We start from the raw sequence: 13,870 nt of genomic DNA on the forward strand, positions 1-13,870 counted from the left end.
GGGACGATCTGATTGACAGTCGAGCCCCTTTCCGAGCCGCTATCGAAAGGTACAACTGATCTTGGTACCCATATCCGACGTTAGTTCATAGCAACAAGTTATTCATCCTTTCGCAGTTTATTTTTTTCTATGTCTCAGCTATGGCCCAGGTAGTCCCCAGGATACCGAGACTGCGCCGGGCCAATCGCCGCAGCGGGTGCGCGGGCGGCGGCAAGGACCACGGCGCCCCGCACAATTCCGCCGGCTTCGTGGATGGCCCGGGCAGCCTCCGCCAGGGTGGCGCCGGTAGTCAGGACGTCGTCAACAATGATGCACTCCTTCCCCCGCAGAGAGCGTCCGCGGGCGCCCCGCGCGGTGCGCATGGAGCCCCGGACCCTTCGGGACCTGTCTCCCCTGCCGAGTCCCTTCTGCCCTCCGGACAGGCCGTTTTCGGTCAAGCCAATTCCAGTTCCGCGGTTCCTGACCTTGCGCAGGGCGTCCTTATATTCCGGGCGAGGTCCGTGGAAGCGTCGCCTGACGCCGGCCAACAGCAGATGGACGGGACTGAACCCGCGTTTCCGGTACGCGCTGCCGCTGCTTGGGACCGGAATGAGGACCATAGCGTCCGTTCCCGCGTAGGCTGCCGCGAGTGCGCTGGCCAGTACCTTCGACAGCACGGTCCGCAGCTGGCCCTGGCCGTGGCGCTTGAAGGCCAGGATCGACTGTGAGAGCTCCTCGCGGTAGATGCCCGCCGCCACGACAGGAAGGATGACAGAGCCGTCGGTGTCCATGAGCGCGGGCGCCCCGGTCTCTGCCCGGAAAGGATGGCGGGTGAGCATCCGGAGCCTGCGCTCGCAGCCGGCACACAGCGCCAGATCTTCCTTGCCGCAGCAGACGCATTCCACGGGCAGCGCGAGGGCCACGATGTCGGCCGCAGCGCCGGCCAGCAGGTCCCAGGCCTGCAGGAGGCGCTGCCGGGGCTCCCCCCGGTGCCGTGCATGCCACAGCGGCTGGGCCAGGTGGTCCGGATCGGCCGAAATCTTCCGGCCGTCTCGTGTCCTATGGCTCCCCACGGTTCAAGGGTGCGGCAACGGCGCCAGCCCGCCAAGGGCAAGGGGCCTTCATGTGGAAAACGCCCTACGCAGGAAAGCCTGAGGAACGGTCAGCCGGGGAAGGACGGGTCCGTGGGTCCCCTCAGCTGCGCCGACCACCCGTTGCCGAGCCGCTGGAAGATGCCGTCACTGGACTGGGCGTAGATTTCCTCGGGACCGTTGCCCGCGCTGAGAGCAACCAGCCCCGGCCAGGGGGCTAGCTTCTGCGGCTGGGAGGACGCGAGCGAGAGAAGTTCAGGGGTCACGTTGGACGTCGCCACACCCTTCATCACCACGACGGTGGTGTCATTCACCCATGCGCCCTGGTCCGGATTTCCGCTGGACTGCAGGGTGATAGGCGCCGTCAGTTCCTTCGGTGTGCCGTCGGCACTGCGGATGATCCCCGTCATCTGCACGCGTGTCTCCCCGTTCTGTTCGGAGATGACCAGTGCCCGGACCCCTTCCCTGGACACCCGGAAATCCTTCACGTTGCGGCCGGCCAGCCAGGAGGGGGTCAGCGTGACGGTCGGCACCGGTGCGCCCTGGGCCACGCCGGTGGGACGGAAGGCCGTGATTTCGGTGACGCCCTGGGCTCCGGGACCGGCGGTCCAGAGCCAGTCGTGCAGGCTGAACGAGGGGTGCGTCAGCGTGCTGCGCGTGGTCAGGGCGCGCGCGGGCTGGCCCGGCACCATCGAATAGAGGGTGCTGCGGCTGCCGTTCAAAAACGCCACCGTCTGCGAGACGGGCGACTCGGCGGGCGAACGCGGTTTCAGCACCGCCACCGGCTGCATGTCGGGCAGCGGTGACACCCTGTTGTTCTCGTACCGCACCAACTCGTTGTTGCTGATGGCGATCTGGCGCGCGGGGGCGTTTCTGTTCTGGACCGGCGGAAGGACTGAACCGTTATCCTCCACGCGCACCAGGTCCTGGTTCGCCCTCAGCTCCACGTTGATGACGTCCGGCTGGCTGCGGAACGTCAGGGCCAGCTGCGTCTGCATCCTCAGTCTGTCCTCGGTGGAGGCCTCGGTCAGCTCCTTGGCCGACAGGTCAACCTGGGCTGCGCCTGAAACGACGGGCACCGACTCCCTGGCAAGTTTCATTCCGGAGGGGAACGCACTGACCACGGCGCCCTTCAGATACGGGGCGGGTCCGCCGAGCAGGGCGCTCGTCATGGCCTTCACCGTTTTCTTCTTGATGAACCAGCGCACATCCGGAACGGCATAGGTGAAGCTCGGGTCATAGAAATAGATGGGATAGGCGCCGTAGATGACCTTGAAGGTCTCCTCGGGAATGGCGGTGCCGTCCGGGATCTTGGAGATGCGCCATTCGCCGTCAACCTGCACCAGCGTCACGGGGATGTTTTCCTTGGTTCCGTCCGGCATCTGGGTGGCCACGCCGTCGGAATCCACTGAGTAAGCGACGTCCAGTTCATAGTTATAGACGCCCTCGACGCCGGTCTTCACCACGCGCTCGGAGCGGAACACCAGTGTCCGCTGGTCCGGCTTCCAGGCAACGGAGGAAGCCTGGGTCAGGTACTGCCGCGCCACGGCGTAGTCGTCCTCATACCCGCTGCCCGCCAGGTAGAAGTCCTCAACGACCGCTTCGGGACTGGACCCCGTGCGCGGCGCGACAGGAAAGAATACGGGAGCGTTGGGATTTTCCTGCGCTTTCGTCCGTACTCTTCCCAACAGGCCCGGACCTCGGAATCTGGGCGCACGATGCCAGGAACAGCAGAATGATGGCCATCAGCCCTGCGGCAAGCCCGCGGGCCGCCGGGCGCACCCGGCTCACGAACGCTCCCCCGTGCGCGCCGTCTCCGGTGTGCCCGCCGCGGCGGCCGCAGCGGGCTCGGCATTCTTGGCCGGCGAAGCCCCAGCGGCGGGGTCCCCTGCCACAGCATCGGCGTTACCTGCGGCAGCGGAGTCCTTCGGGGCAGAGTCCGTGGGCGCAGGGGTGGCGCCGGGACCCAGCACGAGGACACTGTGGTCGCCGGGCCTGCCGAGCCCCACGTCTGCAGGTTCAAGGGGCAGCGGCGACTTTGTGATGGTGCCGCCCTGTTTAAGCGGGAGCGTGAGCCTGAAGTTGGAGCCGACCCCCGTGTTCCCCCAAGCCTGCAGCCAGCCGTTGTGCAGTTTGGTGTCCTCGGTGGCAATGGACAGGCCCAGCCCGCTGCCGCCGGTGGTGCGAGCCCGGGCGGGGTCGGCGCGCCAGAAGCGGTCGAAGACGCGGGCCGCCTCGGCGGGACTCATGCCGATTCCGTGGTCCCTGACAGTGACGGCGACGGCGTCCGCGTTGGAGGCGACGGAGATGTTGACGGCCCGGCCTTCGCCGTGTTCGAGGGCGTTCAGGATCAGGTTCCGCAGGATGCGGTCAATGCGCCGGGAGTCCATTTCCACCACGACGCTGCCTTCCGGCGCATTCAGCTTCATCTTCGAGCCGTACTCTTCGGCGACGGGGGCCGCGCCCTCCATCACGTGCGAGATGAGCTGGACGATGTCCGTCGCCTCGGCATCGAGCATGGCAACGCCGGCGTCGAACCTGGAAATTTCCAGCAGGTCCGCCAGCAGCGACTGGAACCTCTCCACCTGGTTGTAGAGCAGTTCGGCCGACCTCTTGTTGATGGGGTCGAAGTCGTGGCGGGCGTCGTACAGCACCTCGGCGGCCATCCGGACGGTGGTTAGCGGGGTCCGGAGCTCGTGGGACACGTCGGAAACGAACCGCTGCTGCATCTGGGACAGCGTGGCCAGCTGCGTGATCTGCTCCTGCAGGCTCGCGGCCATGTGGTTGAACGAGGCCCCGAGGCGTGCCACCTCGTCCTCCCCCTTGACCACCATGCGTTCCTGCAGCTGGCCTGCTGCCAGCTTTTCCGAGACCACGGCGGCGTGGCTGACGGGACTCACCACGTTGCGCGTGACGTACCAGGCGATGCCGCCGATCATGAGGATCAGCGCAGCGCCGCCGGCCCAGAGGACATTCTGGATTTCGTTCAGGGTCTGCTGTGCCGTGTTGAGGTCGTAGATCAGATAGAGCTCGTAAACGGTGCCGTTGAACGTCACCTTGTTGCCGACGGCGATGCCCGGCCGGTCTTCGGTCCCCACCGGGAACTCCGTCGACGCCCAGAACTGCTCCTTGCCGGAGTCCTGGACTGCTGCCCGGAGGTCCGGGGGGATGACGCTGATGGTCAATTGGTCGGATGCGCGCGACTCCACCCACCGATTGCGTGGCTTGGTCTGCTCCGGCATCGCCTCAAACACGTAGCGGCGCTGGATCACCGATCCCTTGCCCTCAACAGCGTTGAGGGTGTCGTAGACGAGAGTGATCACGCTGGACTGGTCGGTGACCTGGGCGCCGTCGAACGTGTCCTGCACCTGCTTGACGTTGTAGCGGGTCTCGGACTCCGCCTGCGTCAGCCGTTCGTGGAACAGGTTGTTGGCAATCTGGTTGGACAGATAAGCGCCGACGATCGCGAACGAACTGATGGACAGCAGCAGCGTGGTCAGGACGGTGCGGAACTGCAGCGACCTGCGCCACCGCCGCTGCACGGAATGCAGCAAATATCGGATGCCGGGAAAGATGCGGTCAACGCCGGTGCGCACCAGGCGGCCCACCCGCAGCACGACGATGAGTGCGCGGCGCCGCCAGATCCGGGCCTGCAAAGGCATTCCCGCGAGCCCGGCGCCAAAGGCGTCGGTGTGTTCAGGGCCCGGACGCGAACCGGGTTTGCGAGCGCCGTCCCGGGCGTTCTCTTCCGCGGGAGAGTCGCCGCGGGGGCCGGATCCGGATCCCACGGGCGCCTCGGGGGGATTCTGGCCCTGGGGTTCAGGACCCTGCTTTGTAGCCGACACCACGAACCGTCATTACAACTTCCGGAGCTTCCGGATCACGTTCAATCTTGGACCGCAGTCGCTGGACATGGACATTGACCAGCCGGGTGTCAGCCGCGTGCCGGTAGCCCCAGACCTGCTCAAGAAGCAGCTCACGGGTGAATACCTGCCAGGGCTTGCGTGCCAGGGCAACGAGGAGATCGAACTCGAGCGGGGTCAGTGAGATCCGCTCGTCGCCACGGCTCACCAGGTGGCCGGCGACGTCGATGGTGATGTCCGCGATGCGCAGCGTTTCGGGCGCCTTCTGGTCACCGGGGCGCAGGCGCGCCCGCACGCGGGCAACAAGTTCCGCCGGTTTAAAGGGCTTGGGCACGTAATCGTCGGCACCCGACTCCAATCCCCTGACCACATCGGAGGTGTCCGACTTGGCCGTTAGCATGACGATCGGCACGTCCGACTCGGAACGGATCTGCCGGCATACCTCGATGCCGTCCGTTCCCGGCAGCATCAGGTCGAGGAGCACGAGATCCGGCTTTGACGAGCGAAAGACGTCCAGAGCCTGTCCGCCGTCCGCGCAGAAGACGGGCTCAAAGCCGTCGTTGCGCAGGACAATGCCGATCATTTCTGCGAGCGCCTCGTCATCATCAACCACCAGAATGCGTGCCTTCATAGTTATATATTCCCTTATTGCTGTTGCTTTGTCCTATTGATGGAGTTTTCGGCGGGGCGCGTGCGGGGGCGCCGGACCCGGCAGCTGGCGGTCCGCCGCAGCCCGAACCGGGCCGGAAGCTAGGATGCCCGACGGCGGAACTATAGTCTGGAGGTGACCGGCCGTTGGCCTGTGCGCACCTTGGGGAGGAACAGGTTGTCAGAGCAGGATCCGCAGCACCCGCCGTCCGGACAAAGGCCGCCTGAACACCGCTCGCCGGCAGCCTCCCCATCCGGGCAGCTCCCACCGGACCGTTTGCCGTCTGACCAACTGCCGCAGCAGCCCGGCGCTCAGAACCCCGCCGCTCAGAACCCTGCAGCTCATAGCGCAGGCCAGCCTCACACGCCGTGGGCTCCGCCGCAGCAGCAGCAGCCTTGGGGTACACCCCCTCAATGGGGCAGCCAGCAGCCCGGACCCTACCAGCCCCATCCCTACCAACCCAGTCCCCACCAGCCCTATGGGCCGCCGCACCAGTGGGGCGCAAACCCGTATCCCACAGCGCCGAACCCCACAGGACTGAACCCCGCCGTTCCCTTTCCGGTGTACGCGGCCCCGCCGAAGCCCGGCGTGGTTCCGCTGCGGCCGCTGATGTTCGGCGAAATCATGGACGGGGCCTTCAAAACGATCCGGCGGAATCCCAAAGCAATGCTCGGAGCAGGCCTGGTTGCCCAGGCGTTGGGCGCAGTGATTGCCGGCGTCGTCCCGCTGGTCACGCCGGCATCCGGTGCTTCCGCGGAGGCCTGGCTGGCGAACCTCAGCACTTCTGAGATGACCTCCCTCTTTGCGGGCGTGGCGGGCGGCTTCATTCTTTTCGGCCTGGTGACCGTGTTTATCTCCGTGGTGATGCAGGGGGCCATGGTGGTACCCGTGGCCAGGTCCATCCTCAACCGGCATACGGGCTTCCGGCAGATGTGGCTGCTGGCACGCGGCCGGGCCTGGGCGCTGGTGCGCCTGGCCGGGATCGGGGTGGCAGCCGTGCTGCTGGGCGGAGCCCTCATCGCCCTGGCCACCGTGCTGCTGGCCAATTCGATGGGTACCGGGTCGCTGGTCATCGTGCTTCCGCTGTTTCTGGCCTTTATTGCAGCCATGATCTGGGTGTCCGTCAAGCTGACCGTCGCACCTGCGGTTATCGTCGTCGAGGACGTGGGAGCGCTGGATGGCATCCGGCGTTCCTGGGCTGTCACCCGGAGGAGCTGGTGGCGGGTCTTCGGCATCGTCCTCGTGGTGTCGCTCCTCGTGGGCATCATTGGCCAGATCGTCCTCATTCCGCTAACCCTGCTCACCGGGCTGCTCGCCGCCGTGGCCGGCCCCCAGGACCCGACCAGCCAGGCGGCCACCCTGCAGGTGGTGGGCGGTGTCGCCACGGCCATCGTGTCCGCCGCCGTCGGGGCCGTGGCGTTCGCCTTCCAGACGTCGGTCATGGCTTTGCTCTACATGGATTTGCGGATGCGCAACGACGGACTGGATATCGCGCTGCTCCGGCTGCTGGAAACGGGCCATGACGACGGCGGCATCCCGGGCCGGGGCGTTCCCGTCTACAGCTCGGTCCGGAACAGCGCAGGTCCCTACCCGTTTGGGCCTCCTCAAACTGGCCCTTACCAACCTGGGCCTTACGGGACTTCAGCAGGCTGGCCGCCGCCCCCGGGGCCGCCGACGATGCCGGGATGAGCACCGTCAGCTTCGTCCCGATCCTGCAGCACGCCACGGCACTGCTGAAGCGAACCCTGGAACCGCCAGTGCAGCCCAACCGGGATGAAGCGCGCCGCTGGGCCGTGGAGGAGCTCTCCAAACGCGAGTACAGGGAAGCGGCACCCGGCTGGCTGGAAACCCTCTGGCAGCAGTTCCTCGACTGGCTGCAGTCCGTGACCGATGGCCATTCCCCTGCCGAAGGACCTCCGGTGGCGCCCTTCATCGGCCTTGGCATCGCCATCCTGATAGCTGTGGCCATCATCCTGGCGCGGCCACGGCTCAATGCCCGCCGCCGCGCTCGGAAGGAGATCTTCGACGTCGAAGCAGCCGACTACCGGGAGCGCGCAAAAGCCGCAGCCGCCCGTGGCGACTGGGCGGCCGCCGTCGTCGAACAGTTCCGCGCGCTGGTGAGTTCGGCCGAGGACCGGGCCGTCTTGGACCCTCAACCTGGCCGGACAGCCGACGAGGCTGCCGGACAGCTCAGCCGCGCGTTCCCTGCGGCCAGCGACAACCTCGAGGCCGCAGCCCGCATGTTCGACGCCGTCCGCTACGGCAGCGGGAGCGCCCTGGCAGCCGACCATGCCGCGGTGGCTGAGCTGGACTCGACCCTGGAAGGGCTCACGCCTTCCTACGCAGACGCCGCACCCGGCGGACTGGCGGTGCCCAGGTGACGCATCTCCCCGGCATGCAACCGGCCGGCAAGGAACCGGTTCGCACGGAGCCGGCTGGCACGGAGGCCCCGCCCAGCGGCGGTATACCCGGCGGCGGCGTCGTTGTCGCTGCCCGGCGCAGGAGAACTGGCTGGCTCCGCAGGCGCCGGGCGGTAGTGCTCTTCGGCGTGGCCATGGCCGTTGCCCTTGCGGTGGTCTTCGCGCTCCAGTCGACGCAACAGGGTGACAACCAGGAGCTGTCCATCCGCAACCCCGGTCCGCAGGGTGCCAAGGCAGCAGCCCAAATCCTGGCTGCGCAAGGCGTCGCTGTTGAACAGACAGCGTCATTCGAGGAGACTCTGGCAGCGGCGCGTGCGGGCCGCAGCAGTGGGTCTGGCTCAACAGTCCTGGTCTACGACCAGCGCGCGTTCCTTGCTCCCGGCCGGCTCCGCGGGCTGCTTGCAGAGACGGACCGGCTGGTGGTGGTGTCGCCGCGCCTGGCCACACTGACCGGCCTGGGCAGCACCATCAGGCAGGCCGGGGTGGTCCCCGGCTCGGAGCAGACCCTCCAGCCGGGATGTGCCGTTGCCGATGCCCAGACCGCCGGTGACATCAGCGCTGACGGAGGCTTCCTGTACACCGGCGGCACCGTCTGCTACGGCGCCGGCGGGAGCGGGCGGGGCCTTTACGCCTCGGCAGAGAACGGAAAGCTCGTGGTCATCGGCAGCACGGCCGTGATCAGCAACCAGTTCCTGTCCGCCAACGGCAACGCCGCCCTCACGCTGCGGACCCTGGGCAGCCAGGGAGACCTCGTCTGGTACCTGCCGGGTCCCGGGGACCTCGGGGGCAGCACCGCACCGAAGACGCTCGCCGAACTTGCACCGGCGTGGTCGGCGTTTGTGGCCCCGTGGCTCATTGTGGTGGCCCTGTTTGCCGTGCTGTGGCGCGGACGTCGCCTGGGCCCGCTGGTCTTCGAACCCCTGCCGGTGGTGGTGAAATCCGCGGAAACCGCCGAGGGCAGGGCCCGCCTGTACCACGAGGCCCACGACGTTGCCCGGGCGGCGGACACACTCCGTGCCGGCACCATCGTCCGGCTTGCCTCGGCACTCCGGGTGGGTACCGCAGCCGGGTTTTCTGACGTGACCGGCTCTGAAGTGGCGGCCGCCGCAGGCCGGCATTTGGACCGGAACGCCGCCGAAATACAGCAGCTCCTGCAACAGCGTCCCGCGACCGAGGCCCAGCTTGTGCGCTGGGCCCAGGACCTTGTCCGACTAGAGAAAGAGGTACAGGCCAGATGAGCCAGCAGCCAAACGGCCACCCGCACGGGACCTACGGCGACGGGACCTACGGCGTAGCGCCGGTGGGCACCATGGCCGCTCCGCACGCCCCGGATCATGCCCCGGATCCTGTCCGGCAGGCGCTGCTTGACGTCCGGCATGAGGTGGCCAAGGCAGTGGTGGGCCAGGATTCCACGGTCACCGGCATGCTGATCGCCCTGCTGTCGCACGGACATGTGCTGCTCGAGGGCGTGCCGGGCGTGGCAAAGACACTCCTGGTCCGGGCCCTGTCCGCTGCCCTGAGTCTGGACACCAAACGCGTGCAGTTCACACCGGACCTCATGCCCGGCGACGTCACGGGGTCCTTGGTGTACGACGCCGCCAATTCGGACTTCAGTTTCCGCGAAGGCCCGGTTTTCACCAACATGCTCCTGGCCGACGAAATCAACAGGACGCCGCCCAAGACCCAGGCCTCACTGCTGGAAGCCATGGAGGAACGCCAGGTGTCCGTGGACGGCGTATCGCGCCGGCTGCCGGTGCCCTTCATCGTGGCGGCCACGCAAAACCCCGTCGAATACGAGGGCACCTACCCCCTGCCCGAGGCTCAACTGGACCGCTTCCTCCTCAAGCTGACCATGCCCCTGCCTGACCGTGCCGCCGAGATCGAAGTCGTCCGCAGGCACGCCGCCGGCTTCGATCCCCGTGACCTCGCCGCGGCCGGCATCCGCCCGGTGGCGGGGGCCGACGAACTGGAACGGGCACGGCGGGCAGTAGCCGCCGTCGAAGTGGCGCCGGAGGTGCTGGGCTACATCGTTGACGTGGTCCGGGCCACCCGTGCGGCCCCGTCCTTCCAGCTTGGCGTCTCGCCGCGCGGCGCCACAGCACTGCTGAACACGTCGCGGGCCTGGGCCTGGCTTTCAGGCCGGAACTTTGTCACTCCGGATGACGTCAAGGCGCTGGCACAGCCGTGCCTGCGGCACCGTGTGGCGCTCCGGCCCGAAGCCCTGATGGACGGTGTCCAGGTGGACGACGTGCTGGGCAGCATCCTGGCCTCCGTGCCGGTCCCCCGCTGATCCCGTGGCCATTTCCGGGCGGTTCGTACTCCTGGCGGCGGCCGGGCTGGCACCGGTCCTCCTCTTTCCCGGCTGGCTGACCGTGCTTGCCGTGCTCCTGGTCCTCGGTGCCCTGATCCTGCTGGACGTGTTGCTGGCTGCGGCACTGCAGCAGGTATCGGTGGAAAGGTCAGCGCCCGCCAACGTCACGCTTGGGGGCGCGGCGGACTCTGTGCTGACGGTGCATAACCGTGGCACGCGAAGGCTCAGGGCCTTGGTGCGTGACGCCTGGCAGCCTTCCGCCGGGGCGGAAAACCCGGTCCAGGCGGCAGAAGTTCCGGCCGGTGAAAGACGCCGCCTAAGCGTCAGGCTCAGGCCCGTACGGCGGGGCGACCTCAAGGCGCGCCACATCACAGTCCGCTCCTTCGGGCCGCTCCGGCTGGCCGCCCGCCAAAAAACCGTGCACGCTCCCGGATCACTTCGGGTGCTGCCGCCTTTCAATTCCCGGCGGCACCTGCCGTCCAAACTGCGCCGGCTGCGGGAACTCGATGGCAAGGCGGCAGTGCAGATCCGCGGCGCCGGAACCGAATTCGACTCCCTGCGCGACTATGTCCGGGGCGATGACGTCCGCTCCATCGACTGGCGCGCGACCGCGAGACGCTCCGCCGTCGTCGTCCGCACCTGGCGGCCGGAGCGCGACCGCCGCGTGGTGATCATGCTGGACACATCGAGGACCGCCGCTGCGCGCGTGAACGACGAGCCCCGGCTGGATACCGGCATCGAGGCCGCACTGCTGCTGGGTGTCCTTGCCGAACGCGGCGGTGACCGCGTCGATTTCTTCGCCTTCGACCGGAGGATGCGCGCCCGGGCCGGCACGGCGGCGGGCGGCAACCTGCTGGGGCAGCTGGTCCAGGCGGCGGCGCCGCTGCAGGCAGAACTCATCGAGCTGGACTGGGCACAGGTGCCTGCCCAGGTCCGGGCAGTTTCGGCGCACCGTTCGCTCGTGGTCCTGCTCACCTCACTGGATGGCGGCGCGCCGGAGGAAGGCCTCATTCCGATGGCGGCGCGCCTCGCCCAGCAGCACGTAGTGGTGGTGGCGTCGGTCCGGGACCCCCTGCTTGGCGAGATGCTCCAGGACAGGACGACGGCGGCCCAGGTGTTCCGCGCGGCGGCCGCGGAACGAGCCCTGCTCGAGCGGGAAGCCGTGAGTGCCCAGCTCCGCCAACTCGGCGTCGAAGTGGTGGACGCCGAACCTCACCAGCTGCCGCCGGCGCTGGCCGATGCCTATATCCGGCTCAAGGCGGCAGGGCGGCTGTGAGTGTCAGCCGGAATGCAGAATCATCAGACCAGATGTCAGGAGCCGCCGTGAACGCCCCGATCTACCGCCAGGCGCTGGGCGCCGCTTTCTTCCGGCTGCAGCCGGAACTGCAGGAGTACTTTTCGCTTGCCCCGGGTTCCGGCAGCTTTGGCGTCGGCGAGGGCGTTTTCGACGTGGCGGGCTGCAGGCAGCAGTGGTTGCGGCCGATGCTTCGGCTGACCGCCGGTGAGCAGGCATTCTTTCCGGAGTACGGCGAGGGCGTGCCGTTCCGGATCGAGAACCATGCGCATCTCGATCCTTTCGGCCGCTCCAGCCTGACCGCCCGGCGCGAGATATTCTTCCCCGGCAGGAGAAGGATCTTCCAAGACACCACGAGTGTGGAAGCGGGCGGCGCCGATGGCCAGGCACGCCTCGTTGACTATGTGGGCCGGTACCACCGGCTGGTCACGGACCTCAACCTCGGCGTGACGGCCGAGGGCCGGTTGCGGGGAGTCTCCGAAGTATCGCGGGTGTTCCTCGGCCCGCTCCGGTTGCCGCTGCCAGCCGCCCTTGACGCGAAAGCGTACGCGGAGCAGTGGTGGGATCCGGCCGCGGGGGAAACCGGGCGGCACAGGATCCAGGTCAAGGTGATCCAGCCGCAGCTCGGCCTCGTCCTGGTTTATGCGGGGCACTTCGACTACCGGCTGGAACCGTATCCGCCCGGATGTTCTTCGGCTGGCTTCATTCCGGCGCATGCCAGGCCGGACCGCTGGGAGAGACGAAGCTAAGGCAGCTCCAGCATGCTCGGCCGGGCGCTGATCAACCGAGCGCCAGCTGGTTCAGGCCGTCGGCAACCTGGGTCAGGCGGGTGATGACTTCCGTCGCGGCGGCGGGTGACTGCCTTTCAAGGCCGCCCGACGGCGTGACCCGCACCGTGCCGAGCGCCGCGATCGGCAGTCCCAGCTGCTGCCACGGACGCCGGACAGATTCAACAACGTCGGATGCCTTCGGCACGCCGCCCGGCCCGTCAACCTGCAGGGCCCCTGCCCAGAGCCGCTTGCCGGCTTCGACTGCCTCCGCGAGCTGCTCCCACTGCCGGGTGGTCAGGGCCCGCAGCGGAACCGCGATGGCGTCCGCGCCGGCAGACAGGATCCTTTCGAACGGGGCCTCGATCTCCGGCACCGCAATGGCGATCTCGGCGGCGCCGGCCCCGCGAAGGGCGTCAACCACCACGCGCCAGAGCTCCGTGACCTCGTGTCCGGGGACGGAGCGCAGGGTCCGGTAGCCGCTGGAGGTGGGAATGGTGCCGGCGAGGACGGAGGCTATGTCCGGTTCGTCCAGCTGCACCACGAGCCTGGCCCCTGGAACGGCGGCGGACACTTTGGCCAAGTGCGCACCAACCCCGGCGGCGAGGGAAGCAGCGATATCGCGGCGGGCGCCATAGTCGATCAGGGCACGCTCGCCGTTGTGCAGGTGCAGGCCGGCGGCCAGGCTCAGGGGGCCCCGCAGCTGGACCTTGAATTCATCGGCGGCGCTGTCCTCTTCGCCGGCGATATCGGCCAGCACGTTGATGTCCGTGGACAGGGCAGACCTTGCCCGGACCAGGTCACGCCCGGGCCGGTCAACGATCCGCCAGCCGTGCGGCTGGACGTCCACTGCCAGGTCCACCAGGAGTGAGGCGGTGCGGCCTATGGCGTCGGCACCGACGCCGCGGTCGGGAAGTTCAGCCAGAAAAGGAAGGTGCGGGCTGCCGAGCTCACCGCGGATGATGCGGGTGGCCTCCACCGGGTCCTGGCCCGGCCATGGTCCAAGGGCGGTGGCAGTTACCTGGGCCGGCAGCTGAAGGTCTAGGTCCGGCACGGCTTAGGCAGTAATCGGCGCGGAGGGGCTGGCCGACCCGTTGGCCGTTCCGCCGCCGGCGTTGTGGTCCTCTGCGATCGCCTCGTGGTGCCGGATCACCTCGCCGATGATGAAGTTCAGGAACTTTTCCGCAAACGCCGGGTCCAGCTGCGCGTCCTCGGCGAGGCGGCGGAGCCGAGCGATCTGGGCAGTTTCACGGCTGGGGTCCCCCGCAGGGAGGCGGTGGGCAGCCTTGAGGAATCCCACCTTCTGCGTAGCCTTGAACCGCTCCGCTAGAAGGTAGACGAGGGTTGCATCGATGTTGTCGATACTTGACCGGATTGATAGCAGCTCCGCCATCACCGCAGGATCCACATGCCCGGCCAGAGAGCTGGCGGCAGGATTGTATGAGTCGGTGTCAGGCAGATCATGGTTCAGCTCGGTCATGGTTCCAGTCTATGGG

At 67.7% G+C, this 13,870-nt stretch carries 11 protein-coding genes and 1 pseudogene; 6 read left to right on the top strand and 6 right to left on the bottom strand.

The genetic code is table 11. From position 1 onward, the window contains the following. Positions 1-134: 134 nt before the first annotated feature. The 4 genes and pseudogenes from QFZ33_RS17730 to mtrA all read right to left on the bottom strand — a co-directional run bounded on the left by QFZ33_RS17730 (position 135) and on the right by mtrA (position 5,564). Entirely contained in the window at positions 135-1,052 is a 918-nt protein-coding gene (locus tag QFZ33_RS17730; RefSeq protein ID WP_307029574.1) for a ComF family protein, read from the bottom strand. A gap of 89 nt (positions 1,053-1,141) precedes the next feature. Continuing rightward, positions 1,142-2,816 (bottom strand): annotated as a pseudogene (locus QFZ33_RS17735) (LpqB family beta-propeller domain-containing protein). 41 nt (positions 2,817-2,857) lie between these two features. Beyond that, on the bottom strand, positions 2,858-4,732 hold the full coding sequence (gene mtrB / locus QFZ33_RS17740) for an MtrAB system histidine kinase MtrB (protein WP_307031890.1): 1,875 nt from the start codon (positions 4,730-4,732) through the stop codon (positions 2,858-2,860). 157 nt (positions 4,733-4,889) lie between these two features. Further along, a complete protein-coding gene (gene mtrA / locus QFZ33_RS17745) occupies positions 4,890-5,564 on the bottom strand; it encodes an MtrAB system response regulator MtrA (protein WP_003804986.1) in 675 nt (224 codons plus the stop codon). Between the two features lie 579 nt (positions 5,565-6,143). Here mtrA and QFZ33_RS17750 point away from each other — a divergent pair. The 6 genes from QFZ33_RS17750 (at position 6,144) to QFZ33_RS17775 (ending at position 12,356) form a co-directional block, all read left to right on the top strand. Then, positions 6,144-7,271 carry a DUF7847 domain-containing protein gene (locus QFZ33_RS17750; RefSeq protein WP_307029576.1) on the top strand — a complete coding sequence of 376 codons (1,128 nt, stop codon included), beginning with the start codon at positions 6,144-6,146 and terminating at the stop codon, positions 7,269-7,271. Beyond that, the gene (locus QFZ33_RS17755; protein WP_307029577.1) at positions 7,268-7,963 is read left to right on the top strand and encodes a DUF4129 domain-containing protein; all 696 of its coding nucleotides are present in this window, start codon (positions 7,268-7,270) and stop codon (positions 7,961-7,963) included. The genes QFZ33_RS17750 and QFZ33_RS17755 overlap by 4 nt, the downstream gene beginning before the upstream one ends. Continuing rightward, on the top strand, positions 7,960-9,240 hold the full coding sequence (locus QFZ33_RS17760) for a DUF4350 domain-containing protein (protein WP_307029579.1): 1,281 nt from the start codon (positions 7,960-7,962) through the stop codon (positions 9,238-9,240). The genes QFZ33_RS17755 and QFZ33_RS17760 overlap by 4 nt, the downstream gene beginning before the upstream one ends. A 71-nt stretch (positions 9,241-9,311) precedes the next feature. Next, positions 9,312-10,292, top strand: coding sequence for an AAA family ATPase (locus QFZ33_RS17765; protein ID WP_307031892.1), 981 nt, complete (start codon positions 9,312-9,314; stop codon positions 10,290-10,292). 4 nt (positions 10,293-10,296) lie between these two features. Beyond that, positions 10,297-11,589, top strand: a complete 1,293-nt coding sequence (locus QFZ33_RS17770; protein WP_307029581.1) for a DUF58 domain-containing protein — start codon at positions 10,297-10,299, stop codon at positions 11,587-11,589. A gap of 47 nt (positions 11,590-11,636) precedes the next feature. Next, the gene (locus QFZ33_RS17775; protein WP_307029583.1) at positions 11,637-12,356 is read left to right on the top strand and encodes a DUF4166 domain-containing protein; all 720 of its coding nucleotides are present in this window, start codon (positions 11,637-11,639) and stop codon (positions 12,354-12,356) included. Positions 12,357-12,387: 31 nt separating this feature from the next. Here the strand turns inward: QFZ33_RS17775 and QFZ33_RS17780 are convergent, their stop codons facing one another. Continuing rightward, positions 12,388-13,428 carry a hypothetical protein gene (locus QFZ33_RS17780; protein ID WP_307029584.1) on the bottom strand — a complete coding sequence of 347 codons (1,041 nt, stop codon included), beginning with the start codon at positions 13,426-13,428 and terminating at the stop codon, positions 12,388-12,390. 3 nt (positions 13,429-13,431) lie between these two features. Further along, a complete protein-coding gene (locus tag QFZ33_RS17785) occupies positions 13,432-13,854 on the bottom strand; it encodes a chorismate mutase (RefSeq protein ID WP_307029587.1) in 423 nt (140 codons plus the stop codon). Positions 13,855-13,870 lie beyond the last annotated feature (16 nt).

Origin of the sequence: Arthrobacter globiformis, from assembly GCF_030815865.1 — a bacterium.
In the GTDB taxonomy this organism is placed as follows: domain Bacteria; phylum Actinomycetota; class Actinomycetes; order Actinomycetales; family Micrococcaceae; genus Arthrobacter; species Arthrobacter globiformis_B.

Coding starts and splice junctions, on each gene's coding strand:
- mtrB (WP_307031890.1), bottom strand. CDS start 4,732: ATGCCTTTGCAGGCCCGGATCTGGCGGCGCCGCGCACTCATCGTCGTG.
- mtrA (WP_003804986.1), bottom strand. CDS start 5,564: ATGAAGGCACGCATTCTGGTGGTTGATGATGACGAGGCGCTCGCAGAA.
- QFZ33_RS17755 (WP_307029577.1), top strand. CDS start 7,268: ATGAGCACCGTCAGCTTCGTCCCGATCCTGCAGCACGCCACGGCACTG.
- QFZ33_RS17765 (WP_307031892.1), top strand. CDS start 9,312: ATGGCCGCTCCGCACGCCCCGGATCATGCCCCGGATCCTGTCCGGCAG.
- QFZ33_RS17785 (WP_307029587.1), bottom strand. CDS start 13,854: ATGACCGAGCTGAACCATGATCTGCCTGACACCGACTCATACAATCCT.